Origin of the sequence: Pseudomonas sp. CH235, assembly GCF_004368175.1 — a bacterium.
Taxonomy (GTDB): domain Bacteria; phylum Pseudomonadota; class Gammaproteobacteria; order Pseudomonadales; family Pseudomonadaceae; genus Aquipseudomonas; species Aquipseudomonas paraglycinae.
The window spans coordinates 33,848-60,354 of the sequence record NZ_RRZJ01000037.1 but is presented as its reverse complement, the minus strand read 5'-3'; the positions used below and the strand labels follow the sequence as shown (position 1 = coordinate 60,354).

24 protein-coding genes and 1 pseudogene are annotated in these 26,507 nt (G+C 62.0%); 10 read left to right on the top strand and 15 right to left on the bottom strand.

The features are described from left to right. Nucleotides 1-284: 284 nt before the first annotated feature. The 4 genes and pseudogenes from EIY71_RS29005 to EIY71_RS25890 all read right to left on the bottom strand — a co-directional run bounded on the left by EIY71_RS29005 (nucleotide 285) and on the right by EIY71_RS25890 (nucleotide 4,715). Nucleotides 285-989 carry a methyl-accepting chemotaxis protein gene (locus EIY71_RS29005; protein ID WP_372239305.1) on the bottom strand — a complete coding sequence of 235 codons (705 nt, stop codon included), beginning with the start codon at nucleotides 987-989 and terminating at the stop codon, nucleotides 285-287. Between the two features lie 204 nt (nucleotides 990-1,193). Further along, nucleotides 1,194-2,093: pseudogene (locus EIY71_RS29000) on the bottom strand (HAMP domain-containing protein); the annotation flags it as partial. 264 nt (nucleotides 2,094-2,357) lie between these two features. After that, the gene (locus EIY71_RS25895) at nucleotides 2,358-3,758 is read right to left on the bottom strand and encodes a PLP-dependent aminotransferase family protein (RefSeq protein ID WP_134023623.1); all 1,401 of its coding nucleotides are present in this window, start codon (nucleotides 3,756-3,758) and stop codon (nucleotides 2,358-2,360) included. Nucleotides 3,759-3,953: 195 nt separating this feature from the next. Next, nucleotides 3,954-4,715: an SDR family oxidoreductase gene (locus EIY71_RS25890; protein ID WP_007917441.1), complete on the bottom strand. Its 762-nt coding sequence runs from the start codon at nucleotides 4,713-4,715 to the stop codon at nucleotides 3,954-3,956. Nucleotides 4,716-4,944: 229 nt separating this feature from the next. On the opposite strand from EIY71_RS25890, the gene EIY71_RS25885 reads away from it, so the two are divergent. Then, nucleotides 4,945-5,949 (top strand): NADP-dependent oxidoreductase, encoded by a 1,005-nt coding sequence (locus EIY71_RS25885; protein WP_134023621.1) that lies wholly within the window; start codon nucleotides 4,945-4,947, stop codon nucleotides 5,947-5,949. A 52-nt stretch (nucleotides 5,950-6,001) separates the two neighbouring features. On the opposite strand, the gene pyrF is transcribed toward EIY71_RS25885, so the two are convergent. Then, nucleotides 6,002-6,700, bottom strand: a complete 699-nt coding sequence (pyrF, locus tag EIY71_RS25880) for an orotidine-5'-phosphate decarboxylase (RefSeq protein ID WP_007960372.1) — start codon at nucleotides 6,698-6,700, stop codon at nucleotides 6,002-6,004. A 295-nt stretch (nucleotides 6,701-6,995) separates the two neighbouring features. Here pyrF and EIY71_RS25875 point away from each other — a divergent pair, with 295 nt between their 5' ends. The 3 genes from EIY71_RS25875 to xopAW all read left to right on the top strand — a co-directional run bounded on the left by EIY71_RS25875 (nucleotide 6,996) and on the right by xopAW (nucleotide 9,768). After that, nucleotides 6,996-7,745 carry a response regulator gene (locus EIY71_RS25875; protein WP_085607468.1) on the top strand — a complete coding sequence of 250 codons (750 nt, stop codon included), beginning with the start codon at nucleotides 6,996-6,998 and terminating at the stop codon, nucleotides 7,743-7,745. Beyond that, a complete protein-coding gene (locus EIY71_RS25870) occupies nucleotides 7,745-8,794 on the top strand; it encodes a cell wall metabolism sensor histidine kinase WalK (RefSeq protein ID WP_085745084.1) in 1,050 nt (349 codons plus the stop codon). The genes EIY71_RS25875 and EIY71_RS25870 overlap by 1 nt, the downstream gene beginning before the upstream one ends. 110 nt (nucleotides 8,795-8,904) lie before the next feature. Next, the gene (xopAW, locus tag EIY71_RS25865; RefSeq protein ID WP_134023619.1) at nucleotides 8,905-9,768 is read left to right on the top strand and encodes a XopAW family type III secretion system calcium-binding effector; all 864 of its coding nucleotides are present in this window, start codon (nucleotides 8,905-8,907) and stop codon (nucleotides 9,766-9,768) included. A gap of 613 nt (nucleotides 9,769-10,381) precedes the next feature. On the opposite strand, the gene EIY71_RS25860 is transcribed toward xopAW, so the two are convergent. The 9 genes from EIY71_RS25860 to EIY71_RS25820 form a co-directional block, all read right to left on the bottom strand. Further along, on the bottom strand, nucleotides 10,382-11,422 hold the full coding sequence (locus EIY71_RS25860) for an AI-2E family transporter (RefSeq protein WP_011335470.1): 1,041 nt from the start codon (nucleotides 11,420-11,422) through the stop codon (nucleotides 10,382-10,384). A gap of 69 nt (nucleotides 11,423-11,491) precedes the next feature. Continuing rightward, on the bottom strand, nucleotides 11,492-12,298 hold the full coding sequence (locus EIY71_RS25855) for a DUF4892 domain-containing protein (protein ID WP_007957816.1): 807 nt from the start codon (nucleotides 12,296-12,298) through the stop codon (nucleotides 11,492-11,494). Between the two features lie 127 nt (nucleotides 12,299-12,425). Further along, a complete protein-coding gene (locus tag EIY71_RS25850) occupies nucleotides 12,426-13,280 on the bottom strand; it encodes an alpha/beta hydrolase (protein ID WP_085745086.1) in 855 nt (284 codons plus the stop codon). Next, nucleotides 13,277-14,083, bottom strand: a complete 807-nt coding sequence (locus EIY71_RS25845; RefSeq protein ID WP_085745087.1) for an alpha/beta fold hydrolase — start codon at nucleotides 14,081-14,083, stop codon at nucleotides 13,277-13,279. Before EIY71_RS25845 ends, EIY71_RS25850 begins: the two co-directional genes overlap by 4 nt. Nucleotides 14,084-14,201: 118 nt before the next feature. Further along, nucleotides 14,202-14,645: a hotdog fold thioesterase gene (locus tag EIY71_RS25840; protein WP_102688130.1), complete on the bottom strand. Its 444-nt coding sequence runs from the start codon at nucleotides 14,643-14,645 to the stop codon at nucleotides 14,202-14,204. A 31-nt stretch (nucleotides 14,646-14,676) separates the two neighbouring features. Beyond that, nucleotides 14,677-16,332, bottom strand: a complete 1,656-nt coding sequence (locus EIY71_RS25835; RefSeq protein ID WP_134023617.1) for an AMP-binding protein — start codon at nucleotides 16,330-16,332, stop codon at nucleotides 14,677-14,679. An 81-nt stretch (nucleotides 16,333-16,413) separates the two neighbouring features. After that, nucleotides 16,414-16,866, bottom strand: a complete 453-nt coding sequence (sixA, locus tag EIY71_RS25830) for a phosphohistidine phosphatase SixA (protein ID WP_007957806.1) — start codon at nucleotides 16,864-16,866, stop codon at nucleotides 16,414-16,416. Continuing rightward, nucleotides 16,863-17,210: a DUF4389 domain-containing protein gene (locus EIY71_RS25825; protein ID WP_134023615.1), complete on the bottom strand. Its 348-nt coding sequence runs from the start codon at nucleotides 17,208-17,210 to the stop codon at nucleotides 16,863-16,865. Before EIY71_RS25825 ends, sixA begins: the two co-directional genes overlap by 4 nt. A gap of 18 nt (nucleotides 17,211-17,228) precedes the next feature. Next, a complete protein-coding gene (locus EIY71_RS25820; RefSeq protein WP_134023613.1) occupies nucleotides 17,229-18,254 on the bottom strand; it encodes an NAD(P)H-dependent glycerol-3-phosphate dehydrogenase in 1,026 nt (341 codons plus the stop codon). 196 nt (nucleotides 18,255-18,450) lie between these two features. Between EIY71_RS25820 and EIY71_RS25815 the strand changes: the two genes are divergently transcribed. From EIY71_RS25815 to EIY71_RS25790, 6 genes are all read left to right on the top strand, one after another. Further along, nucleotides 18,451-20,574 carry a TonB-dependent siderophore receptor gene (locus EIY71_RS25815; protein ID WP_134023611.1) on the top strand — a complete coding sequence of 708 codons (2,124 nt, stop codon included), beginning with the start codon at nucleotides 18,451-18,453 and terminating at the stop codon, nucleotides 20,572-20,574. Further along, a complete protein-coding gene (locus EIY71_RS25810) occupies nucleotides 20,575-21,507 on the top strand; it encodes an ABC transporter substrate-binding protein (protein WP_085745092.1) in 933 nt (310 codons plus the stop codon). Next, nucleotides 21,504-23,405 carry an ATP-binding protein gene (locus EIY71_RS25805; protein ID WP_085745093.1) on the top strand — a complete coding sequence of 634 codons (1,902 nt, stop codon included), beginning with the start codon at nucleotides 21,504-21,506 and terminating at the stop codon, nucleotides 23,403-23,405. Before EIY71_RS25810 ends, EIY71_RS25805 begins: the two co-directional genes overlap by 4 nt. A gap of 247 nt (nucleotides 23,406-23,652) precedes the next feature. Next, complete coding sequence (fabA, locus tag EIY71_RS25800) at nucleotides 23,653-24,168, top strand: 3-hydroxyacyl-[acyl-carrier-protein] dehydratase FabA (protein WP_003227150.1); 516 nt, start codon at nucleotides 23,653-23,655, stop codon at nucleotides 24,166-24,168. A gap of 11 nt (nucleotides 24,169-24,179) precedes the next feature. After that, nucleotides 24,180-25,400, top strand: coding sequence for a beta-ketoacyl-ACP synthase I (gene fabB, locus EIY71_RS25795; protein ID WP_007957797.1), 1,221 nt, complete (start codon nucleotides 24,180-24,182; stop codon nucleotides 25,398-25,400). Nucleotides 25,401-25,676: 276 nt separating this feature from the next. Continuing rightward, the gene (locus tag EIY71_RS25790; RefSeq protein ID WP_007957795.1) at nucleotides 25,677-25,865 is read left to right on the top strand and encodes a hypothetical protein; all 189 of its coding nucleotides are present in this window, start codon (nucleotides 25,677-25,679) and stop codon (nucleotides 25,863-25,865) included. An 89-nt stretch (nucleotides 25,866-25,954) separates the two neighbouring features. On the opposite strand, the gene EIY71_RS25785 is transcribed toward EIY71_RS25790, so the two are convergent. Next, nucleotides 25,955-26,497 carry a DUF2058 domain-containing protein gene (locus tag EIY71_RS25785; RefSeq protein ID WP_085745094.1) on the bottom strand — a complete coding sequence of 181 codons (543 nt, stop codon included), beginning with the start codon at nucleotides 26,495-26,497 and terminating at the stop codon, nucleotides 25,955-25,957. Between the last annotated feature and the right edge of the window lie 10 nt (nucleotides 26,498-26,507).

The window sequence follows — 26,507 nt, the reverse complement described above, 5'->3', positions numbered from 1 at the left end:
GGGATTTATCCGGGGGTGGGAGCGCAGCGACCGTGCGGCGCAGCCGCATGCATCGAGAGGAGGTGCAGCGAAGCAAACCGTAGGCGATGCCCCCGGATGAATCCCGGAACGAAGGAACACCGAGCCAAAGCGAGGTGCCGAACGCAGGGGCCCAGCCTTTTGGTTCCTTTTTGGCGTTTGAAAAAGGGACTCGCCGTAAGGGCGAAACCGCCAGCCGGAGCACCCGTAGAAACGGATATGAACGCAATAAAACGCGAACCTGGTCGGCCCAAAGGCCGCCAAGGTCAAAGCCGAAAGTGCCCCACCATCCCCCGCAACTCACTCCCCAACTGCGCCAGCTCAACACTCGAAGCCGCATTCCCGCGCATGGCAATCGAAGACTGATCCGCACTCGCCCGAATACTCGTCACACTGCGATTGATCTCCTCGGCCACCGAACTCTGCTCCTCGGCCGCCGCCGCAATCTGCTGGTTCATCTGCTGAATCAACGAAACCGCCGCCGCAATACTCCCCAACGCACTCTCGGTCTGCAACGCATCACTCACCGCCAGCTTCACCAACTCGCCACTGCTCTGAATCTGCTGCACCGACGAATGCGCCGCCGAACGCAAGGCACTGACCAGCCGCTCGATCTCCTCGGTCGACTGCTGCGTGCGTCGAGCCAGTGCCCGCACCTCATCGGCGACCACCGCAAAGCCCCTGCCCTGCTCGCCCGCCCGCGCCGCTTCGATCGCCGCGTTGAGCGCCAGCAGGTTGGTCTGCTCGGCGACACTCTTGATCACCCCCAGCACCGTGCCGATATTCTGGATTTCCGCACTGAGGCTTTCGATGCTCGAACTGGCCGACGTCGCCGAATCCGCCAGTTGCTCGATCCGCGCCATGCTCTGACGCACCACCTGCTGGCCGCTTTCGACCTTGCCATCGGCGGTCTGCGCCGCGAGCGCCGCTTCTTCGGCATTGCGCGCCACATCGTGCACGGTGGCGGTCATCTGGTTCATGGCCGTGGCGACCTGTTCGGTTTCCTCTTTCTGGCTGCTGACCTCAAGGTTGGTCTGCTCGGTCACCGCCGACAGCGATTGCGCCGAACTCGCCAGCTGTTCGATCCCCGCCTGCAACCCGCTGACAATCGTGCTCAAACCCGCGCCCATCTGCTGCATGGCCAGCATCAACTGACCGATTTCGTCCCGCCGGGTGACCTCGATCGTTGCACTCAGATCACCGGCCGCAATCTGTTGCGCCACATGAATCACGCTGCGCAACGGCGCCACAATCAGTCGGGTGATCACCCACGCCGCGATCAGCCCGACCAGCAACGCCAGCGCCGACGAGCCAATGATCAGCACCGAATTCTTTTTCAGTTCGCCCTGCATCGCGCCGTCTTGCGCGACATACGCCTGATCGACCCGCGCCACGACTTCGTCGGCTCGCTGATGCAACTGCTGATAGACAGTCTTTTCCTGGGCCAGCAACCCGGTGTACTCGGCAAGCTTGTCGCTGAAACCGGCAATGTGTCCGGACACTTCATTGAGTACCGTCAGGTAACCCTCGTCCTTGACCGTGGACTTGAGCTGCTCAGCCTGCGCCTGGGCTTGCGCAGCCTGTTCGATATTGCCTTGGCCGGCGCTGTCGTCACCCTTGCGGCTTTGATCCAGTCGCACCCGCGCTTCGCTCATCGCCTGCAACATCAAGCGCGAAACCTGGCTGACCTGACCGGCCTGCTCGATGAATTGCGCGCCGTCCTTGCCCTCGCTGTCTTTCAGGGTGTACACGCCGTCGTCGGCCAGACCGGCCTGCAACACATCGAGATTGTTGGCGACGCTGGACACCGACCAACTGGCCATCTCCAGCGCCAGGTCCTTGGCCTGGGACAACGAGACGAATTCATCGAACGCCTTGCGGTAAGCGCTCAATGACTGTTGGACGTCGTTCATGACCGACTCATTGCCCGGCGACAAAATCTTGAGCTGGTCGGCCATGGCGATCAGACCGTCGACACCCTCATGCAAGGCATCGACGGTTTTCGGGTTGCCGTGCAAGGCGTAGTCCTGCTCCAGCAGCCGCACCTTGAGCAAGCCACTGTTGAGCGATGACATCTGCTTGAGGCCGTCGAAGCGCTGACTGATGGTTTGCAGGGACCAGACGCCAATGGCTGCCACCAGTGCAGTCAGCAGCAACACCAGCACAAACCCGATACCCAGTTTTTTTGCCATACCGAGGTTGGCAAAACGTCCTTGCACGGCCGAAATCATTGCGCGTAGTCCCCTGCCATAGTCTGTTGTCGAAGATTCGCAACGGCCTTGAACCAGCACAAGTCTCTGGCGTCGGAATAATGGCAAAAAGCTACGCACGCGTCGTTTTCAGAACGCTTGAGGTCGATCCACGGTCGTGCTGCGAAAAAACTGTCGTGCTCGGGGATCACAGGCGTAAGCCACGTTGATGCGCTGCCAGTCGCAGGCTTCGCCACTGGGGCTGAACGAGGTTGCACAAGCCAGTTGCACCCCGCAGCGCGAGGCATGCCTGCGCAAATGCGCTTCATCCGCCAGCGGCGCGCGCGCCCAGATGAACAGGCCGCCCGTGGGCTTGCCGAATACTTCCCACTCGGCATCTTCCAGGGCCTGCAAAGCCGCCGCACGATCAGTATTGAGGCGCTGGCGCTGGCGCTGCACCAGTTTGCGATAGGCGCCACTGGCCAGCATCCCGGCCAGCACCGCCTCGCAGAACCTCGAGGTGCCCATGCAACTGATCGTCTTGATCCGCGCCATCCGCTCGATCAGCTCGCCATCGGCCAACACGAAACCCACTCGCAGCGAGCTGCTCAGGGTCTTGGAAAAGCTGCCGACGTAAATCACCCGTCCCTCGTCATCCAGCGCTGCCAGTCGAGTGCCGCTGCCATTGTGCAGGTCAGCGTAAACATCATCTTCGATCAGCCGCAGATCGTAGAGCCTGCTCAACTCCAGGATACGTCGGGCGACCGCCGGCAGCAGGCAACTGCCCGTGGGATTGTGATGGTGACTGTTGATGAACAACGCGGCGGGCCGAAACTGTTGCAGCAACGCCTCGAGCGCCTCGAGATCCGGCCCGCCCGGCGTGCGGCGAACCTCCAGCATGCGCACGCCGTGCAAGCGCAGGAGATCGAACAGCGGCGCATAACCGGGCGTCTCGACCACCACGCAATCACCGGCCTTGAAAAGGGTACGCACGATCAGGTCCAGTCCGTGGCTGGCGCCGGCGGTGGTCATCACCTGTTCTGCCACGGCCCTGATACTCAGCAATCCCAGGCGCTTGATGATCTGTTCGCGTAACGCCGGCAGCCCCAGAGGCGTGCTGTAGTTGAACAGACTGGCCATGTCGGCGCGCGCCACTTCGCGGATCGCATAGGCGAGATCATCGGGCTCGCGCCAACTCTCCGGCAGGACGCCACTTCCCAGCGTCAAACCGCCGCGCCATCGGGCGGCTGGATCCCCCCCGCTGCGCTCTCCCTCACACCCGGTGCCATCGATCGCCTTGCAGCAATCGGGCAATGAAGACGCCACCATAAATCCCGAGCCCTGACGCGAGGCCAGAACCCCTTGCGCCACAAGGCGCTCGCAAGCTTCCATGACGCAGGACTGGCTGAGCAGATTGCACCGTGCGATCTCTCGCACGGAGGGCAGACGCGTCGTCGGCGGCACTTGCCCCTGCATGATCCACTCGGTCAACCCGTCAACAATCTGCTGTACGACCGGCACCATTGCCTGTCGGTCAATTCTCAATTCCATGAGCGCGCAAACTCCTGTCCGTTTTTGCTGGCGGCAGTAAATCACAGCCACGTCCTTGAGACTGTGCGACAAAACCGCCAAAAACCTCCTTTCTCAATATTTGAAACACATTGTTTAGCGAATTCACGGAGCCGCCCCCGAGACGAAAAAAGCCCGCCGATGGGCGGGCTCGTTCATGCATCAGCCAATGGCCTCTCAGAAGGCGGTCACGCCACCATCCACGGCCAGCGAATGGCCGGTGGTAAACGCTGCGCCATCACTGCACAGGTACAGCACGGCGCTGGCAATTTCCTCGACCTTGCCGATGCGCCCGACCGGGTGCATGGCGTTGGCGAATTCGCCTTTTTTCGGATCCGCTTCGTAGGCGCGGCGGAACATGTCGGTGTCGATCACTGCCGGGCATACGGCGTTGACGCGGATTTTCTTCTTGGCGTATTCGATCGCAGCCGATTTGGTCAGGCCGATCACCGCATGCTTGGAAGCCGCGTAGATGCTCATCTTCGGCGCAGCGCCCAATCCAGCCACCGACGCGGTATTGACGATCGCCCCGCCGCCCTGGGCCAGCAGCAACGGCAACTGGTACTTCATGCACAGCCAGACGCCTTTGACGTTGACACCCATGATCGCGTCGAACTCGTCCATCGAGCCTTCGGCCAGTTTGCCCTTCTCGATTTCGATCCCGGCATTGTTGAAGGCATAGTCGAGACGGCCGTAGGTATTGATTACCTCGTCCATCAGATTCTTCACTTCGCTTTCGACGGTCACGTTGCAGCGCACGAAGGTCGCTTCGCCACCGGCTGTACGAATCAGCGCCACAGTGCCCTCGCCCCCGGCCGCATCCAGATCGGCCACCACCACTTTCAGACCTTCGGCGGCGAATGCCTGGGCCGTCGCGCGGCCGATGCCGTTGGCCGCGCCGGTGACGACGGCTACCTGACCGGAAAACGTCATGCTCATTGTTATGTCCTCGAATGCGGGGGGGATTGATGAAGGCAGCATAGCCACAGGGGCCTGAGTGACGTCAGCACTATCAAAAGGCCGGTTAGGCTTGCATGAATCGCAGTGATGAAACCCAGCCGGGGACTATCACCGAACTGGATCAACCTGCATTCGCCCCATGAGCCAACCTTGCGGCATCGCCCATGAAGGTCTATCAACAAGGCTTCATTCAATTCGAGTGCCTGTCATGACCAACCAGACCAATCGCCAGTTCCTGCTCGCCAAACGCCCGGTGGGCGCCGCCACCCGCGAGACCTTCACCTATCAGGAATTACCGGTCGGCGAGCCGGCGGCGGGGCAGATTCTGGTCAAGAACGAATACCTGTCCCTCGACCCGGCCATGCGCGGCTGGATGAATGAAGGCAAATCCTACATTCCACCGGTAGGTCTGGGCGAAGTCATGCGCGCGCTGGGCGTAGGCAAAGTAGTCGCGTCGAACAATCCGGGGTTCGCCGTCGGCGACTACGTCAACGGTGCCATTGGCGTGCAGGATTATTTCCTTGGCGAGCCAAAAGGTTTCTACAAGGTCGATCCGAAACTGGCACCGCTGCCGGTTTATCTGTCCGCACTGGGCATGACCGGCATGACCGCCTACTTCGCCCTGCTCAATGTCGGCGCACCGAAGGCCGGCGACACCGTGGTGTTGTCCGGTGCAGCGGGCGCTGTCGGCAGCATCGCCGGGCAGATCGCCAAAATCAAAGGATGCCGGGTGGTCGGCATCGCCGGCGGCGCGGACAAGTGCAAATTCCTGATCGATGAACTGGGCTTCGACGGCGCCATCGACTACAAAAGCGAAGACGTGCTCGCCGGCCTCAAGCGCGAATGCCCGAAAGGCGTGGACGTGTATTTCGACAACGTCGGCGGCGACATCCTCGACGCGGTGCTGAGCCGTCTGAACTTCAAGGCGCGTGTGGTGATCTGCGGCGCGATCAGCCAGTACAACAACAAGGAAGCGGTCAAAGGCCCGGCCAACTACTTGTCGCTGCTGGTCAACCGCGCGCGGATGGAAGGCTTCGTGGTGATGGATTACGCCGCGCAGTACGCCACTGCCGCCCAGGAAATGGCCGGCTGGATGGCCAAGGGTCAGCTCAAGAGCAAGGAAGACATCGTCGAAGGCCTGGAAACCTTCCCGGAAACCCTGGGCAAACTGTTCAGCGGCGAGAACTTCGGCAAACTGGTGTTGAAGGTCTGAAAACAAGGAAGGGAGCCATCGGGCTCCCTTCTTTCATGCTTCAGCTGTTCGCTCAGGCCAGTTCGGCAACCACCGAGGCCAGCGCCTTGGCCGGATCCGCCGCCTGGCTGATTGGACGGCCGATCACCAGATAGTCTGAACCGGCATCCAGCGCCTGACGCGGGGTCAGGATGCGACGCTGGTCGTCCTGGGCGCTGCCCGCCGGACGAATCCCCGGGGTCACCAGTTGCAGCGAAGGATGCGCGGTTTTCAGCGCAGTGGCTTCCAGCGCCGAGCACACCAGACCGTCCATCCCGGCCTTCTCGGCCAGTGCCGCCAGACGCAGCACCTGCTCCTGCGGCTCGATGTCCAGACCGATACCCGCCAGATCCTCACGCTCCATGCTGGTCAGCACGGTCACGCCGATCAGCAACGGCTGCGGACCGCTGCGCTTGTCCAGCTCTTCACGGCAGGCCGCCATCATGCGCAGGCCGCCGGAGCAGTGAACGTTGACCATCCACACGCCCATCTCGGCAGCAGCCTTGACCGCCATCGCCGTGGTGTTGGGAATGTCGTGGAATTTCAGGTCCAGGAATACTTCAAAACCCTTGTCACGCAGAGTGCCGACGATTTCCGCGGCGCAGCTGGTGAACAGTTCCTTGCCCACTTTGACCCGGCACAGTTTCGGGTCCAACTGGTCGGCCAGCTTCAGTGCGGCGTCACGGGTAGGGAAATCCAGGGCGACGATGATAGGAGTCTGGCAGGCGGACATGGATGGGCTCTCAGGCAAGTCGAAATCGGCGCGCATTGTAGCGGAACCGGCGGCGGCGCGGCACCCGATGATCGGTAAATCGTCGCGCCAACCGTGATCAGCATAGCCTTGCAGGGTATTGTGTCGAACCCGATACACAACCGACACGCCGGCAACATGCGCCCGCGCTAGCCTCGCCAGCCGCAACAAGTCCTTACAGCAGCCCTTCCCGCCTCACGGCCGGACGCCTATGCTGAAACCACAACCTCGCAGCCTATCTTTGTGGTTGGCGGCCTACTGGCAGATGAACAGCCTCATGCACAACTCCCAAGCCTCCGTGAACGACGAGCAGAAAGACGACAAGCGCTGGAGCATCCGCGCCCTGATCGTCGACGATGACGTGCCGATCCGTGAACTGATGATCGATTACCTGGCCCGCTTCAACATTCACGCCAGCGGCGTCACCGACGGCGCGGCCATGCGCCAGGCGATGCAGGCCGAACATTTCGACGTGGTGGTGCTCGACCTTATGCTGCCCGGCGAAGACGGTCTGTCGCTGTGCCGCTGGCTGCGCGCGGAGTCCGACATCCCGATCCTGATGCTCACCGCCCGCTGCGAACCCACCGACCGGATCATCGGCCTGGAACTGGGCGCCGATGACTACATGGCCAAACCGTTCGAGCCTCGGGAACTGGTCGCGCGAATTCAGACGATTCTGCGCCGGGTGCGCGACGACCGCACCGAACAGCGTGCAAACATTCGCTTCGACAACTGGCGCCTGAACAGCGTCCTGCGCCAGCTCATCGCCGACGATGGCCTGGTGGTGCCGCTGTCCAACGCCGAATTCCGCCTGCTCTGGGTATTCATCGAACGTCCGCGCCGGGTGCTCAGCCGCGAACAGTTGCTGGACGCCGCCCGTGGCCGCTCGATCGAAGCCTTCGACCGCAGCATCGACCTGCTGGTATCGCGTCTGCGGCAAAAACTCGGCGACGACCCGAAAGCCCCGCAACTGATCAAGACCGTACGGGGTGAAGGCTACCTGTTCGACGCCCGGGACATTGGCTGATGCGAGCGCGCTTCGACACGCTGTTCGGCCGCCTGTTTGGCATGCTGTTGGTGGCGATTGTCCTGGCGCACCTGCTGGCCTTCGCCTGGTTCCGCCTCTACGGCCCACCGCCCCCGCCACCGCCGCCGGAGTTCTCGCAAAACCTCGACGGTCAACAGCCGGCTCAGGATCCACGCTACCCGCCCCGTCCACCGCGCCCCTGGTTCGGCGGGCCGATCGTGCCGCTGACCTTCCAGTTCATCTCGCTGATCATCGCCGCCTGGTACGGCGCCAAGCTGCTGACCCGACCGATCCAGCGTCTGAGCGATGCGGCCGAGCGCCTGAGCGAAGACCTCGACAGCCCACCACTGGACGAAACCGGCCCGCGGGAAGCCCGACAGGCCGCACACACGTTCAACCTGATGCAACACCGCATCCGCGAACAGGTGCAGCAACGCGCACGAATGCTCGGCGCCGTCTCCCACGACCTGCGCACCCCGCTGTCACGGCTGAAACTGCGCCTGGAAAACATCAACGACGACAAGCTGCAAGGCCAGATGCGCCAGGATCTGGACGACATGATCGGCATGCTCGACGCCACCCTCACCTACCTGCACGAACAGCGCACCAGCGAAGCCTTGCAGTTGATGGACGTGCAGGCGCTGGTCGAATCACTGTGCGAAAACGCCCAGGATCAAGGCGCCGACGTGCAGGTCAGCGGCCACTGTGCCCCCTTGCAGGTGCAACCGATGGCACTGCGCTCATGCATCAACAACCTGATGGACAACGCCCTGCGCTACGCCGGCCAAGCGCACATCGAACTGCAGGACCAACGCGAACAGCTGCTGATCCGCGTCATCGACCACGGCCCGGGCATCGCGGCGGACAAGCGCGAAGCCGTATTCGAGCCGTTCTTCCGCCTCGAAGGCTCACGCAACCGCAACTCCGGCGGCGTCGGTCTGGGCATGACCATCGCCCGGGAAGCGGCGCAACGTCAGGGCGGACAACTGACCCTGGCAGAAACACCCGGCGGCGGCCTGACCGCCGTGATCCAGCTGCCCCGCCACTGATCCCGACTGTGTACCGGTCGGTACAAACTTCACATACCCACGACACCTTGCGACTGGAGGCTGCATAAGCCGGTACACCCACCGGTTTTCCAGTCCAAGGAGTGAGCCCGATGATCGGTAGCGTCAGCAACTACACGAGCTATACCAGCACCAGCAGCACCTCCACCCAAAACGCCCGCAGCCAGCAACTGCAAAAGGAACTGTTCGCCAAACTCGACAGCAACGGCGACGGCGCGGTGGATCAGGACGAACTCGGCAGCGCCCTGTCGCAGAAGTCCAACGACGGCCTGCTGGTCAGCCTGAGCAAACAATTCGGCGATCTGGACAGCGACGCCAGCGGCAGCCTCAGCGCCGAAGAAATGACCGCCATGGCCCCACCCCCGCCACCACCGGGAGACCAAGCCCCCAACACCGAACTCGCCGACGCCCTGATCAGCGCCCTCGACGCCGACGGCGACGGCGCCATCAGCAGCGACGAACTGAGCAACGGCCTGACCAGCGCCGGCAGCACCGCCGACAGCAGCAAAATCTTCTCCGCCCTGGACAAAAACGAAGACGGCGTCGTCAGCCAGGACGAACTCGCCGCCAGCCTCACCCCACCGCCACCCCCACCACCGCAAGCCTCCAGCGACGAACTCTTCAGCCATCTCGATGCAGACGGCGACGGCACTGTTACCGCCACCGAACTGAACAGCGCGTTGCAGACCAGCGACAGCACCTCCTCAAACAACACCGACACCGACACCGCCACCGCCCTGCTCAAGGTTCTGGACAGCGACAGCAGCGGAGGCGTCAGCAGCGACGAACTGAAAGCTGCACTGCATGCAGGTCGCGAACGCCCGGATAACGAACAAACTGCCAGCAGTACTCAAACCACAACCGAAGCGCTGAACCGCATGATTGCCAATCTGAGCAAGCAGTACTCGCTAGAAAGCACCGCGTCGGTGGGCAAGTATTTGAATGTGGCGACTTGAGATTGGGTGAAGAGGATCGCTCTCGAGTCAAGACTTGAGGGGCGATTAACTCTGGCTGGGTGAGTGGTTTGCTTTGGCTCTGCGGTGTGTCATCAAAGCGGCCCTCACCCTAGCCCTCTCCCAGAGGGAGAGGGGACTGACCGAGGTGTTTAAGCGAACTACACCGACGTGAAATACCGAGGTGAACTCAGGTTTCAAAGCACATACAACCCCACTCCTGCTTTCGCTTTGGCTTTGGCTTTGGCCTCCCACCACTCAACACAATGAGCGTTAGCTCGAGTACCGCTCTTGACGTGTCGGCCCCATCGGAAGGCTGAGTGGAGGGATTCATCCGGGGGTGGGAGCGCAGCGACCGTGCGGCGCAGCCGCATGCATCGAGAGGAGGTGCAGCGAAGCAAACCGTAGGCGATGCCCCCGGATGAATCCCGGAGCGAAGGAACGCCGAGCCACAGCGAGGCGCCGAACGCAGGGGCCAAGACCTTTGCTTCCTTTGGGGCGTTTGCCAAAGGGAGTCGCTGTAAAAGCGAAACCGCCAGCGGCAACATCCGAAGAAACGGATATTCACCCAATCCCAAAGAGCCTGGTCGGCCCAAAGGCCGCCAAGTCAAAAGCCTCAAACCCGAGCCTGACTCTTACTCCAATCCGTCAACAAACTATAAGCAACAGCCAAAAGCGTAGGCCCAATAAACAACCCGATAAACCCAAACGCAATCAACCCGCCAAACACCCCAAGCAACACAATCACCAACGGCAGATTCCCACCCCGGCTGATCAGATACGGCTTGAGCACGTTATCCACGCCACTGATGATGAACGTCCCCCAGATCCCGAGAAACACCGCCATCCCGTACTCGCCCTTCCAGGCCAGCCACGCCGTGGCCGGAATCCACACCAGCGGCGGCCCCATCGGAATCAGACTGAGCAGGAACGTCACGATCCCCAGCACCAGCGCCCCCGGCACCCCGGCAATCAGGAACCCGATCAGCGCCAGCACCGCTTGCGCCGCCGCCGTACCGATCACCCCGTTGACCACCCGCTGCACCGTACCGGCCACCAGATCGATGTAGTACCCGGCCCGATCACCGATCAGGCGTTCCAGCAGACTGTGCACGAACGCCGCCAGTCGCGGCCCGTCACGGTAGAAAAAGAACACGAAGACAATGCTCAGGGTCAGCTCGAGAATCCCGCTGCCGATCTGCGCACTGCGCGCCAGCAACCAGTTGCCGACCTGCCCCAGATAAGGTTTTACAGTCACCATCAGGGCCGCGCCCTGCTGATCGATGCTGTTCCAGATCCCCACCAGCCGTTCGCCCACCAACGGCACGCCGCCCAGCCAGCTCGGCGCTTCGGGCAGTCCGTCGACCTGCACATCCTTGATGAACGCCGTGGCATCGCGCACGTGATCGGCCAGGTTAAAACCCAGCCACACCAGCGGCCCCGCCACGAGCAACATCCAGCCCATGGTCAGCAACAGCGCCGCGAGGGATTCCCGGCCATTGAGCCAGCGCGTCAGCAAGCGCATCAGCGGCCAGCTGGCAAACGCCAGCACCGCGCCCCAGAACAGCGCCGACCAGAACGGCGCCATCACCCAGAAACTGGCACCAAACAGCACCAGCAACAGGATCTGCACCAGCAGACGATCATTATTGGGCATGAGAAATCTCGAAAAAATCAGTCAGGCAAAGAGTAGGCGAACACGTCGAGCGTGTCCGCCAAAGACACCTTATCGCAACAGATCGATGCGCAGACCTTCGCCATCGACACTGCCGGTTTCCATTCGCGCGGCGCGCACGCCCTGCCCGATCAGCGCCTGCCGCCAGGCCTCGGCTTTCGGCCCGGACACTGTCACCCGCAACGTGGTGTCGAGGTTCAGGCCACGGGACAGCAAGCGCAGCCAGGTGTCATCCGGATCGCCGGCGAGCTTTGGAAAATCCAGTTCGCCGGTGCTTTTCAGTTCCCGCAGCAGCGTGGCCGAGGTCGGCAGCAGATCACCGAGCGGTGCCAGCGCCTCGAACTGTTCAACGTGCAGATAGGCTTTGCGATTGCCGCGGGTGATGCTGTACAGCGCCACCAGCGTGTTGTCGCGCGGGGCCGCGAGCCTCAGCAGCAGATAGGCCTGCTGCTCGTCGGCACCGTACAGCTTGGCGTTGCCGAACACCTCATTGGCCCACAGGCTGCTCTCGCCGCAATCCCGGGCCTGGCACCAGAACAACAGCTGGGCATCCTGCTTTTGCAGGGCTTCGCGGGCAAGGGTAAAGGCTTCGGTGGCGGAATGCTCCGGCGGTAATTCATAGGTCACCGAGGTGGTCTGCCCCCGGGCGCTGACCTGGCCGTCGAAACGCAATTGACCGCTGATCTTGCGGATCGAGCCGAGCGGGTAGATCCGCTCCAGCTCCACGGCAGGGCGATAGTCGACGATCTGCGCATCGGCCACACGCGGCACGATCGGCAAGTCCTGACTGCCCGGCAGGTCGGCAGCGAATAGAAAGGGACTGAAACAGCACAGCGCCAGCAGACTGATAGATCGCATGGACAGGCTCATCGCAGGGGCATGGCCTGGGTGCCTTGAGGGCAGTTCGAAGTCGCAGCGGTGTAGAAATCCATCTTGGTTGTCTCCCATTTCAACCTGCCCAGCCTCGACAGTTGCCGGGAGCAAGTCAAGGAATGGCGAAGAACCGATTGAAACAGTCTGCGACAAGGTCGGCCCCGGCCTCATCGTTCAGGTGCAGATGATGCCCGCCCGGCAGCTGTTCCCGGGCAAAGGGCAGACGGTCCAGCAGCTCCGGATGTTTGGCCAGCATGCCATCGGCGGCGACCACCAATTGCGCGGGGCAGGCAATGCGCTGCACAAATGCCATCGCCTGTTCCTGGGTCAGACGCAGCGGCGACGGCAACGTCAGACGGTTGTCAGTGCGCCAGGTGTAACCGCCGGGCACCGGCATCAGACCGCGCTGGGCCAGCAGTTCGGCGGCTTCGCGACTGACCGCCACCAGCCCTTTCATCCGTGCTTCGATCGCCCGGTCGAGGGTGTTGTAGACCGGTTTGCGCTTTTCCCGAAGATCGAGTTGCGCCTGTAAGGCCATGCCCATGCGCTCGGCGGCGTTTTCGCCTTTGTCGGTAGGAGGAATCACCCCGTCGATCAACGCCAGATGGGTAATGCGTTCGGGCAACGACCCGGCCAGCACCAGCGACACGATCGCACCCATGGAATGCCCGAGCAGGCCGAAACGTTTCCAGCCCAGTTGCTCGGCGACCTGCAGCACGTCGTGGGCGTAATCCCACAGCGCGTAACCGGCGCCGTTCGGACGATGCCCGGAATGCCCGTGACCGGCCATGTCCAGCGCCACGATACGCAAGCCTTTGAGCTTCGGCGCCAGGCGCGCGAAGCTGTTGGCGTTATCCAGCCAGCCGTGAAGGGCGATCACCGGTAACCCGTCTTCCGGGCCGAACAGGTGCGCTGCCAGTTCGATATGCGGCAGGCTCAGGCGCACTTCTTCGACGCCGGGGTTCATGCGCAATCCTTGTCTTGCCGGCGCTCCCAGCGATCGAACAGGTTTTTCAGTAATTGCGCGGTGTCCTGCGGGCGCTCAAGCGGAAACATGTGCCCGCCGGGCACGGTCAGCGCCTCGCCCTGAGGCAGGCGTCCGACGAAGCGGGTGTGGTGGTTCATCACCACGCGGCTCTTGTGTCCACGTACCACCGCCAGCGGCACTTTCAATTGCCGGGTATGCGCAGGACTGGTGTGCGGCACGCCGCGATAGATGCTGATCTCGGTCGCAGGATCGAAGCGCAGGCGCAACTTGTCGCCGACCTTGTGCAGGCCGTGCTGCAAGTAGGCATCGAAACATTCCGGATCAAAGCTGCGGAACAGGGTTTTGCCGGCAAAATAACCTCGGGCGCTGTCCAGATCGGCAAACTCTTCGCGGCGTCCCAGCGTGCGACCGGCCGGGGTCAGTTTGTCGATGAAACCAAAGCGCTTGGCGGCGCGGATCACCCATTGATCGGTGCGGGTCAGCACCGGCGAGTCGAGCATCACCACGCCCCGATACAGTTCAGGGCAACGCAGTGCAGCGTGCAAATGCAACATGCCGCCGAAGGAATGGCCGACGCCCCACACCGGCTCATCTTGCTGTTGCAGGTGATGGATGAGTTCGTCGACCAGGTGGTACCAGTTGTCACCCGCCGGGAAACGCGGGTCATGGGCGTGTTGTTCCAGATGCGCGACCCGGTACTCGGGCGCCAGCGCCGCGAACAGTTTGCCGTAGGTGCCCGAAGGGAAACCGTTGGCGTGGGCGAAGAAGATCGGTTGCGACATACCGGCAAATCCATGAGCGGAAAACAGGCGTTGATTGTCCGTAAGACCGCGTCCTTCAGCAATGACCGTAACTGCCAGGAATGATGACAGTCCGGTCAGGGCTATGACGCTTCGGCCATCAACGCGCCGGCGGTTGTTCTCCCAGCGGCACCACTGCCATGGTCAAGCGCGACACACAACTGGCCTTGCCTTCATCGCTGGTCAGGCGGATGTCCCAGACGTGGGTGGTGCGACCGATGTGGATCGGTTTGGCCACCGCCGTCACCCGTCCGCTGCGCAGGCCGCGCAAGTGGTTGGCGTTGATTTCCAGACCGACGCAATAGAACTTGCTGGCGTCGATGCACAGGTAACTGGCCATCGAACCGACGCTCTCGGCCAGCACCACCGAGGCGCCGCCGTGCAGCAGGCCGTAAGGCTGGTGGGTGCGATGGTCGATGACCATGCTGGCCGTCAGCGATTCCTCGTCGAAGGACTCGAAGCGAATGTCCAGCACTTCGCCGATGGTGTTTTTCTGGATTGCGTTCAACTGCTCGATGTTCGGAGTGGTGCGCCACAAGGTCATCGCAGGCTTCCTTTGTTGTTTTGATCGACGCTCAATCCTGCCACAGCACCGCCTCGCTGCGCTCGCTCCATTCTTCGAAACGTGCTCCGTAGGTGTCTTCGATGATGTTGCGTTTGATCTTCAAAGTCGGCGTGAGGAAGCCGTTCTCCACCGCCCAGCTGTCCTTGACCACCACCAGCCGGCGCAGGCGCTCGTGCTTGTCGAGCACGGCGTTGACCTCCTCCAGCAGTTTTTCCAGGCTCGAATGCAGCGGCGCGCGGGGCTCTTCCCGGCCCACCGCCGAGAGCACGCACAACCCCAGCGGCGCACTCAGGCCATCGCCGACCACGCAGACTTGTTCGATCCGCGAATGCACCGCCAGCCGATTTTCGATCGGCGCCGGGGCGACGTACTTGCCCTTGCTGGTCTTGAAGATTTCCTTGAGCCGCCCGGTCAGGCGCAAGCGCCCTTCGGCGTCCTGTTCGCCCTTGTCGCCGGTGCGCAGGAAGCCGTCTTCGGTGAGGGTCTCGGCGGTTTTCTGCGGTTCCTTGAAATAGCCGAGCATGTTCGCCTGGCTGCGCACCTGCACTTCGCCGGACTCATCGATCCGCACTTCCACGTCGGGGCATGGCCGGCCGATCCAGCCTTCATTGTATTGCCCCGGCAGGCAGATGTGCGAATACCCGCAGCTTTCGGTCATGCCGTAGACCTCCAGCACGTCGAGCCCGAGTTTCTGATACCAGCGCAACAGGGTCAGCGGCACCGGCGCCGCACCGGACAGCGCCACGCGCAACGCATCCAGCCCCAACCCCGCCAATACCTTGTGGCCGATCCGTTTGCCGATAAAGGGCAGACCGAGCAGGAAATCCAGACGTTTTGCCGGGATCTTGCTGTAGACGCCCATCTGGAACTTGGTCCAGATCCGCGGCACCCCGAACATCGCCGTCGGCCGCGCCCGCTTGAGATCGGCGAGAAAGGTGTCGAGGCTCTCGGCGAAAAACACAGTCTGCCCGGTATAGATCGACGCCAGTTCGACAAACATCCGCTCGGCGACATGACACAGCGGCAGATACGACAGCAGCCGGTCGTGCTCATTGAGTCCGAACAGCTGCGTGCCGCGCGTCGTCGCGAACCCGAGATTGGCGAAGCTGTGCATCACGCCCTTGGGCAGGCCGGTGGTGCCGGAGGTGTAAATGATCGTCGCCAGTTGCTCGGCGGCGGGACGCGGATCGTCCTGGATCGGCGAGCTGCGTTGCAGGTCATCCCAGTTGAAATCGAACGTGCCCGGCGGATGCAGCGGCAAGCTGACGGTGGTCAGGCCGGCTGGCACACCTGGCGACATGCCCGGCCAGTCATCGAGCTTGCCAATGAACGCCAGCACGCTTTCCGAGTGGGTGAGCACCTGATTCACCGATTCGGCGGTGAGGTTCGGATAAAGCGGCACAGAGACATGCCCGGCCATCCAGATCGCCAGATCAGCGATGATCCAGTGCGCGCAGTTTTTCGAGATCAGGGCGATGTGGCTGCCTTGCGGCAATTCCCGGGAGCGCAGCCAGTGCGCCGCGCAGCGGGCCTGATGGCCGACGTCGGCCCAGGTCAGTGTCTCGACCTGCCCGCCGCCGATCGGCTGCACCAGAAAACGCTGACGCGGGTGCCGGGCCTCGCGTTCGTAAAACACGTCCAGCGGCAAACGGAAGGCGGAAGACATTCGACTCGCTCCTGTTTTTTGGTCTGGAGCAAGCGTAGTCAACCAAGCAAGTGCTTGGTTGACTATTTCGTACAAAAAATTTCAGGGATGTTTAAGGCTGTTGAGCGTCATCGAACCGATCAGCAATTCGCTGTGTTCGAGCTCGGCGAGCCCGGCGGTGCTGACCTTTTCCGGCGGATAGCCCGCACCGTGTTGCAGGTAGCTGAGCAGGTTTCCCACCAGCGGATTGTGGCTGACCAGCAGCACGTTGCTCACCGACACCAGTTGCTCGGCAACGCGGTCCGGGTCAACTTCCGGGGTCAGCCACTCGACCGTGCGGATCTCCGGCTCGAAGCCGAGAGCTTCGCGCACCAGTTGCGCGGTCTGCTGCGCCCGCAGGTACGGGCTGGCGTAAATGGCGGTCAGCGGCTGGCCCATCAAGCGGGCCGCGCTGCTCAACACTTCCTTGCGACCGTGGGCGGTCAGTTCCCGCTCGGAGTCGGGGCGCGAGCCATAAGGCTCGGCCTCACCGTGACGCAATACCCAGAGTTTCATAGCTTGGGTTCCTCATCCCGGGCCGGATGCGGTGCCGGCGCAACAACGTGTGGCGCTTCACCTTCCGGCGTACGCGGCGCCGGCCAGTCGGCGAACGGCCAGGGTTTCTGGTCGCTGTGGAAGCTGCCGAAACGGCCGATCTGCGCCAGAAACTGGCTCAGGCTGTCGCCGAAATTCATCAGGCTGGCGCTCGGGGCGCCATAGATCAAACGATAGATCAACTGCACCAGCACCACCGCGCCGAGGATGAACTGCGCCACCTGCCAGACCAGCACGTAGATGATCATCCACAACACCCGCAGGAGGATGGATTCATATTTGGCTTCGGTTTTCGGATCGTTCATGCCCTGCTCCCTGCTGAATCAGTTGAAACCACTGGTGGAAATAAAGTCGACGTCGGTTTTCGGCTCGCCTCTCATCAGAAGACCGATCACCTGCTCAAGCGTGCGCCCTTCGAACAGGATCGCATGCAATCCGGCGACCAGCGGCATGTATACGCCAACGTCCTGGGACTTGGCCTTGAGCACTTTCAGGGTGTTGACCCCTTCGGCCACTTCGCCGAGGCGCGACACCGCTTCGTCGAGGCTCAAGCCCTGGCCGAGGGCGAAACCGACCTGATAGTTGCGGCTTTTCGGCGACGAGCAGGTGACGATCAGATCACCGACCCCGGCCAGACCGAGGAAGGTCATCGGGTTCGCGCCCTGATTCACCGCAAACCGGGTCATTTCGGCCAGGGCGCGGGTGATCAGCATGCTCTTGGTGTTCTCGCCCATTTCCAGCGCCACCGCCATGCCGGCGATGATCGCGTAGACGTTTTTCAGTGCGCCGCCCAATTCCACGCCGAAACGGTCGGCGCTGGCGTAGACGCGGAAAGTGCGGCCATGCAACGCGGCCTGCACGGCTTTGCAGAGTTCTTCGTCTTCGCTGGCAACCACGGTGGCAGTCAGCGCGTGCTCGGCGATTTCCCGCGCAAGGTTCGGCCCGGACAGCACGCCGATACGTGCCTGCGGGGCGATCTCTTCGAGAATCTGGCTCATCAGTTTGAAGGTGTGGGCTTCGATGCCCTTGGTCAGGCTGACCAGCATCTTGCCGCTCAGGCGCTCGGCATGAGGCGCCAAAACCGTGCGCAGCGCGCTGGACGGCAACGCGACGAAACACAAATCGCAGGCGTCGAGGGTTTCCTGCAGGTCGGTGACCGCGGTCACGCCCGGCAGAATCTTGATGCCTTTGAGGTAACGCGGGTTTTCGCGATTGACCCGGATGGCCTCGGCCTGCTCGGGGTCACGCATCCACTGCCGGACTTGATGGCCGTTCTCGGCCAACAGATTGGCCACGGCGGTACCGAAACTTCCGCCTCCCAGGACCGCAATCGGGCGCTGTTCAGTCATATGTAATCCGTTAATCCATACCAGTGGCGATGCCGGCATTATACGGAGCGTCCCCTTCTCGGACAGCCCCGGCGTCAATTACCCGCACTTGTATGAAGAAGACCAATAAAACCGAGGAAAATGCCTGCAACGTGACTGGAAAAGTCGTCGACCTCAGTTAACATGCGCGCCAATTCTTTGCTATCAAGGCTGCGTCGTGTTTTCTGGCCCCCCTTCCCCGCGTTCGTCCCTGCTGCTGGCGCTGCTGTTCAGCCCGGTGCTGCTGGCGGACGACCTGTTTGTCGACAGTGAGGCCTTGCCGCAGATCCTGACCGCCACGCGCCTGAAACAGTCGCCGGCGGAAGTCCCGGGCAGCATGACCGTACTGGACAGCGAACTGATCGCCGCCAGCGGTGCCCGGGACATCAGCGAACTGTTGCGGCTGGTGCCGGGGATGATGGTCGGCAACATCAGCGGCAATCAGGCTGTGGTGAACTATCACGGAACCAACGCCACTGAAGCCCGACGCATGCAGGTGCTGATCGACGGCCGTTCGGTGTACCGCGCCGGTCTGGCGACCGTGGACTGGAGCGACATCCCGGTGGCGATGGAAGACATCGAGCGCATCGAAGTCTTTCGCGGCCCGAACACCGTCAGCTACGGCGCCAACGCGCTGATGGCAGTGGTCAACATCATCACCCGCAACCCGGCGGACAGCCACGGCACGCGGCTGAAGCTGACGCGCGGCCAACGCGGCATCAACGACTTCTATGCCAGCCAGAGCACCGGCTGGAATGACGGCGACTTGCGTCTTTCTCTGTCCGGCCAGGAAGACGACGGCTTTGACAGCGACCGCACCGGCGCCGATTACCGCGACAGCCGCCGCTTGAACCGCTTCAGTCTCGCCGTCAGCCAGACCCTGAGCGACAACCAGAGCCTGGACTGGCAGATCAACGCCAAGGACGGGGCCAATCAACGGCCCTATACCTACCGTCCGGTGTTCTCCGGGATTACGGCTGCCGGGAACAATTCCGACGTGGTTGCCAAGGACTATGCCGGTTCGGTGCGCTGGAATCTGGACCTCAACCCCGATCACAGTCTTTATGTGCAGGGCTCGGCGCAACACTGGGATCGCCAGCAAACCTGGCGCGCCTGTGACGCCGAGGTGTCGTTCAGCCCGCAGCTCACGGAGCTGTGGCAACTCAACCCGAACTACACCGAACGCCTGGCCCGCAACATGACCCTGTTCACCGGCCCCGGCGCACCCGCCGGCACGCCGCAGGAAATGGCCCTGGCCAATCAGGTGCTGGACCAGTGGCGCAACGGCGCGCGCCAGACCCTGTGCGGCGACATCGACCAGAGTGCCCGGGAATCGCGTTACGACCTGGAATTGCAGGACACCCTCAGCCTGTCCGATAGCCTGCGTCTGGTCAGCGGCCTGAACTATCGTTACGACCGTGCCTATTCCGAGACCTATTTCAACGGCACGCTGGACGACACCACCTGGCGCGCCTTCGGCCAGCTGGAATGGCGCGCCAGCGAACACTGGCTGTTGCAGGGCGGCGCCATGTTCGAAGACACGCAATTGATCGGCAGCTCGCTGACGCCCCGGTTTGCGGTCAACTACCTGTTCAATCCGCGCCACAGCCTGCGCGCGGTGTATTCGGAAGCCATCCGTTCGCCGGACATGTTCGAGAACAACGTCAACTGGAGTTATCAGGTGACCAACCTGCGGCCCGCCGCCTATGGCCAGTCTTCGGCCCGCTACTTCGTCAAGACCCGGGGCCCCGGCGATCTGGACCAGGAACACATGCGCTCGCGGGAACTGGGCTACAACGGCTTTTTCCCGGAATGGGGCCTGGCGCTGGACGTGAAGCTGTTCTACGACGAAATCACCGGGATGATCAGCGAGCCGCTGCGCAACAATCAATACATCGCCAGCAACGCCAACGATTCGCGCTTTCGCGGCACCGAGACGCAACTGGACTGGCGCCTGAGTGCGGCCGACCGCCTGCGCCTGACCTACGCCTTCGTCGACGCCGAGGCGAGCAATCCGCTGGACCAGCAATTCACCGCGCGCAACAGCGGCTCGGCGGGCTGGCTGCGCGATTGGGGCCACGGCTGGAACAGCGCCCTCTTCTATTACGGTGACAACGCGCTCAACGGTTACCGCTTCGAGCGGGTCGACACGCGCATCGCCAAACGCATCGCCTTGGGCAAGGCCCAACTGCAACTGGCCGGCGTGCTGCAACAACGCCTCGACCATGAGCCGACCACCTTCGTCGACAACAATTACGACGAACGCCGCGTGGTGTATTTCAGCGCCGAGCTGGAGTTCTAGATGCGCTACGCCATGTCACGGAAGATGCCAACACTCGGCCAATGGCTGGCCGGGCTTTGTCTGTTCCTGACAGCGTGGCTGCATGGCGTGGCGGTGCAGGCGGCCGACATTTTGCTGACCGGCGCCGAGGAAAGCCCCGGCGTGCAGTCCTTCGTTCAGGCCCTGAGCGAACTGCGCCCGACCGACCGCGTGCATTTCCAGCCGCTGGCCAGTTTGCCGGCGCCGGGCAAGTTGCCGTCGAGCCTGCGCCTGATCCTGCTGGATCTGCCGAGCCTCGACTGGCGCATGCAGGAAAGCCAGGGCCCCGCGACGTTGGTCCTGCGCATCAGCCGCCTGCAAGCTCGACAGCGCTTCGGCGACGCGCAACCGCCCCACTTGAGTCTGCTGTGGGCCGATCCGCCGCTGAGTCGTCAGTTGCAACTGATCCGCCGGATCCTGCCCCAGGCCGGGCGAGTCGGCGTGCTGTTCGATCAGCACAGCGAGTTCCTGCTCAAGGAGCTGCAATCGGCCGCCCAGCCGCTGAATCTGCAAATTGTCCCGCAGCGCTGGGACAACACTCACGACAGCCGCCCCTTGCAGACTGTGCTGAAAAATAGCGACGTGCTGCTGGGCCTCGACGACCCAGACCTGTACAACCCGAAAACCGCGAAGAACCTGTTGCTCAGCAGTTACTCTCGGCAACTGGCGCTGGTCGGGCCGAATGTCGCTTTCGTTCGCGCCGGCAGCCTGGCCAGCACCTACAGCGATCAGAACGACTGGCTGGCCGTTCTCGACGAATTGCTGGACCGGCCACCGGCCACCTGGCCGCGCACGCTCTATCCCGGGCGTTTTAAAGTCTCAAGTAATGCGCAGGTGGCTCGTTCCTTAGGGATAGAACCGATGAATGAAGCGTCTGTCGCCGCAGAGCTGGCCGAAGGAGAGCGCCGCCCATGATTTTCCGCCGTTGGGACATCAACACCCGCACCCAGTTGATCAGCCTGGGCCCTGCGCTGTTGCTGACCTTGCTGCTGATCAGCTTTTTCACCTTCGTACGCATTCAGGATTTGCGTCAGGAGCTGACTCACACCGGCCAGTTGATCGCCAACCAGCTCGCACCGGCCACCGAGTACGGGGTGATTTCCGGCAACAACGAAGTGCTGGAAAGCCTGCTCAAAGCCACGCTGGCCACGCCGAACGTGCGGTTTCTGGAAGTGCAGGACAGCGCCAACCGGATTCTGGCCTACGTCGAACAGCCGGCGGATGCGCACAATCGCCCGCATCAGGTCGAGGTGTTCCAGGCGCCGGTGCGACTGCAACGCATCGCCCTGCACAACGATTTCTTTCAGGACGGCAAGAGCAGCCCCGGCGTGGCCAGCGAGGATTATCTGGGGCGGGTGATCGTCGGGCTGTCGAATGACGCCTTCAGCCAGCGCCAACAGGAGATTTTGCTCAAGGCCGGGATTCTGGCGTTGTTCGCCCTGCTCTTCACTTTTGTGCTGGCGCGGCGGCTGGCTGGCAGCCTTTCGCAGCCGATCCGCGACATCGGCAATGCGGTCAAGGCGATTCAGGACGGCGACTACAAGACCCCGCTGCCGATTGTCGATGACACCGAGCTGGGCGCCCTGTCCCAGCACATCAACAACCTGGCCCAGGCGCTGGAGCAGGCCAGCCGCGAACAGCATCAGGCGATGGCGCAACTGATCCAGACCCGCGAAGAGGCGGAGAAGGCCAACAACGCCAAATCGGATTTCCTGGCGATGATGAGCCATGAACTGCGCACCCCGATGAACGGCGTGCTGGGCATGCTGCAATTGCTGGAAACCACCGACATGACCGAAGAGCAGGTCGAGTACGCGGCGCTGGCTTCCGAGTCCACCGAGCATTTGCTCAAGGTGATCAACGACATTCTGGATTTCTCGCGCATCGAGCGTTCGGAGCTGGAGCTCGAGCACATTCCGTTCAATCTCGCCGAAGTGATCGGCGCCTGCGCCCAGTCGTTCCAGCACAGTGCGGCGCAACGCGGGCTGGCCCTGCAACTGCGGATTCCCGAAGACATGCGCGACTTGCAGGTACAGGGCGATCCGACGCGGATCCGGCAGATTCTGGTCAACCTGGTCGGCAATGCGCTGAAGTTCACCGAGCAGGGGCGCGTCAGCATCGAGGCGCAGTGGCAGTCGCTGGATCACGAGTTGCTGTGGTTCACCTGCGCGGTGCGTGACAGTGGCATCGGCATTTCGCCGGAGAGCCTGGAGCTGATGTTCAACGCGTTCCAGCAGGCCGACAGTTCGATTTCCCGTCGATATGGCGGCACCGGCCTGGGCCTGCCGATTGCCCGCACGCTCGCCGAACGGATGGGCGGCACCTTGCGCGCTCAGAGCGAAGAAGGTCGCGGATCGGTATTCACTCTGGAAATACCATTGGCTTTATATAAGCAGGCACTGCCCGCGCTGGCGGCACCGCGCACACTGAACGGCGACGGTCACGGCGAAGGACGCAATGTGCTGCTGGTGGAGGACAACCCGGTCAACCAGACGGTGATCGAAGCGATGTTGCGCAGTCTGGGATTTACCGTCAGCGTCGCCACCGATGGTGTGCAGGCGGTGCGCAGCGCCGGGGACAACCGTTTCGAAGCGATCCTGATGGATTGCCGCTTGCCGCTGATTGACGGTTACGAGGCAACCCGACAGATCCGCCGCCTGCCCGGCTGCGGCCATGTGCCGATCATCGCCCTGACCGCCAATGCGTTGCAGGGCGACCGCGAAAACTGCTTGTCGGCGGGGATGAACGATTACCTGGCCAAGCCATTCAAACGCAATGATCTGCAGCAGATTCTGCAGCGATGGGTGCAGTAACGGGGCCCTTTCGAGCATCTGCGACTGGCGTGAAAAGCGAAAGTGCGGCAGTCTTAGGCACCCGAACGAGCCTCAAAAGGGGCTTGATTAAAAATTTCAGTGCACAAGTGTACATTCATGTCCTTGGTGCTGTGACTTTCACCACAACGCAATAGTCTATGAGTAGGCTGCCGGTTCGAGGCATGAACGCGTCGATCGGCCGGGAAGATTTGCCCCACCTGCCGCATGGGATTATTGAGGAGCTCGCATGACCAAACAAAACGCCTTTACTCGGGAAGACCTGCTGCGCTGCAGTCGCGGTGAGCTGTTCGGCCCAGGTAACGCGCAACTGCCCGCCCCGAACATGCTGATGGTGGATCGCATCACCCTGATCAGCGAAGAAGGCGGCAAGTACGGCAAAGGTGAATTGGTCGCCGAGCTGGATATCAACCCTGACCTGTGGTTCTTCGCGTGCCACTTCGAAGGCGATCCGGTGATGCCGGGCTGCCTGGGTCTGGACGCCATGTGGCAACTGGTCGGCTTCTTCCTCGGCTGGCAAGGCCTGCCGGGCCGCGGCCGTGCGCTGGGTTCGGGCGAAGTGAAATTCTTCGGCCAGGTCCTGCCGACCGCCAAGAAAGTCACCTACAACATTCATATCAAGCGCGTCCTCAAGGGCAAGCTGAACCTGGCCATTGCCGACGGTTCGGTGACTGTCGACGGTCGCGAAATCTACACCGCCGAAGGCCTTCGCGTCGGCGTGTTCACCTCCACTGACAACTTCTAAGGGTTATTCGCATGCGCCGCGTCGTTATCACTGGTCTGGGCATCGTTTCGTGCCTGGGCAATGACAAAGAGACCGTCTCCGCTAACCTGCGTGCAAGCCGCCCTGGCATCCGGTTCAACCCGGAATACGCCGAAATGGGTCTGCGTAGCCAGGTTTCCGGCTCCATCGACCTCAACCTTGAAGAGCTGATCGATCGCAAGATCTATCGCTTCGTCGGCCACGCAGCGGCTTACGCCTACCTGGCCATGAAAGACGCCATCGCTGACTCCGGTCTGACCGAAGAGCAGGTGTCCAACCCGCGTACCGGCCTGATCGCAGGTTCCGGCGGCGCGTCGACCCTGAACCAGATGGAAGCGCTGGACATCCTGCGCGAGAAAGGCGTCAAGCGCGTCGGCCCATACCGTGTAACGCGGACCATGAGCAGCACCGTTTCGGCTTGCCTGGCCACCCCGTTCAAGATCAAGGGCCTGAACTACTCCATCGCTTCTGCCTGCGCCACCAGTGCTCACTGCATCGGTACCGCCATGGAACAGATCCAGATGGGCAAGCAGGACATCGTGTTCGCCGGTGGCGGTGAAGAAGAGCACTGGAGCCAGTCGTTCCTGTTCGACGCAATGGGCGCCCTGTCCAGCAAGCGCAACGATACCCCTGAACAAGCCTCGCGCGCCTACGACGCCGACCGTGACGGTTTCGTCATCGCTGGCGGTGGCGGCATGGTGGTGGTCGAGGAGCTGGAACACGCTCTGGCCCGTGGCGCGAAGATCTACGCGGAAATCGTTGGCTACGGCGCGACTTCCGACGGCTACGACATGGTCGCCCCAAGCGGCGAAGGCGCCATCCGCTGCATGCAGCAGGCGCTGTCCACCGTCGATACCCCGATCGACTACCTGAACACCCACGGCACTTCGACTCCGGTCGGCGACGTCGCGGAAATGAAAGGTGTGCGTGAAGTGTTCGGCGACAAGGCCCCGGCCATCAGCTCCACCAAGAGCCTGTCGGGTCACTCCCTGGGCGCCGCCGGCGTTCACGAAGCGATCTACTGCATGCTGATGATGGAAGGCAACTTCATCGCCGGTTCCGCCAACATCGACGAACTGGACCCTGAAGTGGCCGATCTGCCGGTGCTGACCAAGACCCGCGAGAACGCCACCATCAACACCGTGATGAGCAACAGCTTCGGCTTCGGTGGCACCAACGCCACCCTCGTGCTGAAGCGCTGGGAAGGCAAGTAATTCCCTCCCGCTGAGCCGCACATGAAAACGCCCCGACTGGTTCGGGGCGTTTTTTTTCGCCTGGAGAAAGGCATTTTCAACGGCGCCAAGATGAAACGTTTGTCATGCAACTTACCGCCCTGCGACTGAATGTCGCGGATTCAGCGGGCTCCAGCGCTGTTGCAGATTTCGCAAGAATACATTGCACAAATCGGGCGTTTACTTAGCAGGCTAACAAAATCTATAAAAGAGTCCTGCACACGCCTTGCTGCAGATAACAGAGATTGGAGCTAGCAGATGACTGTAAAAGTAACTGAACGCGACGATTCACACATGTCCCATGAAGGCGTAGCCGCCGGCGTACGGATCTGGGATGTGCACCAACAAGACTTGCTGGTCGGCATGTTCCACAACGAGATCGACGCCCACAACTACAAGGCCGAACTGGAACTGCAAGAACGCCAGCGGGATCTGAAATCCGCCTGAAGCAAAATCACAGCATTGAAAACGACAAACCCCGCCATGAGCGGGGTTTGTCGTTTATCTCAGGGCCACTTTGCGGCCCGGTGAAATCTTTACCACATCAGATCATCAGGGATCACATAGGCCGCGTACGGATCGTCCTCGGCATTGACCTCTTCGACCTTCTCGTTGAGCTGCACGATGCGCTGTGGATCGCGCTCCTGAATCTTCAGGGCCGCCTCACGAGGAATCACTTCGTAACCGCCGGCATGGTGCACGATCGCCAGCGAGCCGCTGCTGAGCTTGTTGCGCATCAGCGTGTTGACCGAGATGCGCTTGACCTTCTTGTCGTCGACGAAGTTGTAGTAGTCCTCGGTCGTCAGCTTCGGCAGACGCGAGACCTCGATCAACTGCTTGACCTGCGCGGCGCGGGCCTTGGCTTCCGCCTTCTCCTGCTGCTGGCGGTTCAGCTCCTGGTCGCGCTTGACCTTCTCGGCCATGGCTTCCTGGGCAGCACGCTGCTGGAAGTCGTCCAGTTCGATCTGGCCTTTGTGGGCCAGGCGCTGTTGTTTCTGTTTGTCTTTGCTGACCTGCTTGGCCTGCTTTTGGTTGACCAGTCCTGCCTTGAGCAACTGGTCGCGAAGGGAAAGGCTCATTGATGCTTAC

Coding starts and splice junctions, on each gene's coding strand:
- EIY71_RS25875 (WP_085607468.1), top strand. CDS start 6,996: ATGCACAACTCCCAAGCCTCCGTGAACGACGAGCAGAAAGACGACAAG.
- EIY71_RS25855 (WP_007957816.1), bottom strand. CDS start 12,298: ATGCGATCTATCAGTCTGCTGGCGCTGTGCTGTTTCAGTCCCTTTCTA.
- EIY71_RS25790 (WP_007957795.1), top strand. CDS start 25,677: ATGACTGTAAAAGTAACTGAACGCGACGATTCACACATGTCCCATGAA.
- EIY71_RS25805 (WP_085745093.1), top strand. CDS start 21,504: ATGATTTTCCGCCGTTGGGACATCAACACCCGCACCCAGTTGATCAGC.
- EIY71_RS25850 (WP_085745086.1), bottom strand. CDS start 13,280: ATGAACCCCGGCGTCGAAGAAGTGCGCCTGAGCCTGCCGCATATCGAA.
- EIY71_RS25870 (WP_085745084.1), top strand. CDS start 7,745: ATGCGAGCGCGCTTCGACACGCTGTTCGGCCGCCTGTTTGGCATGCTG.
- EIY71_RS25810 (WP_085745092.1), top strand. CDS start 20,575: ATGCGCTACGCCATGTCACGGAAGATGCCAACACTCGGCCAATGGCTG.
- sixA (WP_007957806.1), bottom strand. CDS start 16,866: ATGAAACTCTGGGTATTGCGTCACGGTGAGGCCGAGCCTTATGGCTCG.
- EIY71_RS25825 (WP_134023615.1), bottom strand. CDS start 17,210: ATGAACGATCCGAAAACCGAAGCCAAATATGAATCCATCCTCCTGCGG.
- EIY71_RS25820 (WP_134023613.1), bottom strand. CDS start 18,254: ATGACTGAACAGCGCCCGATTGCGGTCCTGGGAGGCGGAAGTTTCGGT.
- fabB (WP_007957797.1), top strand. CDS start 24,180: ATGCGCCGCGTCGTTATCACTGGTCTGGGCATCGTTTCGTGCCTGGGC.
- EIY71_RS25835 (WP_134023617.1), bottom strand. CDS start 16,332: ATGTCTTCCGCCTTCCGTTTGCCGCTGGACGTGTTTTACGAACGCGAG.
- EIY71_RS25785 (WP_085745094.1), bottom strand. CDS start 26,497: ATGAGCCTTTCCCTTCGCGACCAGTTGCTCAAGGCAGGACTGGTCAAC.
- xopAW (WP_134023619.1), top strand. CDS start 8,905: ATGATCGGTAGCGTCAGCAACTACACGAGCTATACCAGCACCAGCAGC.
- EIY71_RS25845 (WP_085745087.1), bottom strand. CDS start 14,083: ATGTCGCAACCGATCTTCTTCGCCCACGCCAACGGTTTCCCTTCGGGC.
- EIY71_RS25840 (WP_102688130.1), bottom strand. CDS start 14,645: ATGACCTTGTGGCGCACCACTCCGAACATCGAGCAGTTGAACGCAATC.
- EIY71_RS25890 (WP_007917441.1), bottom strand. CDS start 4,715: ATGAGCATGACGTTTTCCGGTCAGGTAGCCGTCGTCACCGGCGCGGCC.
- EIY71_RS29005 (WP_372239305.1), bottom strand. CDS start 989: ATGACCGCCACCGTGCACGATGTGGCGCGCAATGCCGAAGAAGCGGCG.
- fabA (WP_003227150.1), top strand. CDS start 23,653: ATGACCAAACAAAACGCCTTTACTCGGGAAGACCTGCTGCGCTGCAGT.
- pyrF (WP_007960372.1), bottom strand. CDS start 6,700: ATGTCCGCCTGCCAGACTCCTATCATCGTCGCCCTGGATTTCCCTACC.
- EIY71_RS25860 (WP_011335470.1), bottom strand. CDS start 11,422: ATGCCCAATAATGATCGTCTGCTGGTGCAGATCCTGTTGCTGGTGCTG.
- EIY71_RS25895 (WP_134023623.1), bottom strand. CDS start 3,758: ATGGAATTGAGAATTGACCGACAGGCAATGGTGCCGGTCGTACAGCAG.
- EIY71_RS25885 (WP_134023621.1), top strand. CDS start 4,945: ATGACCAACCAGACCAATCGCCAGTTCCTGCTCGCCAAACGCCCGGTG.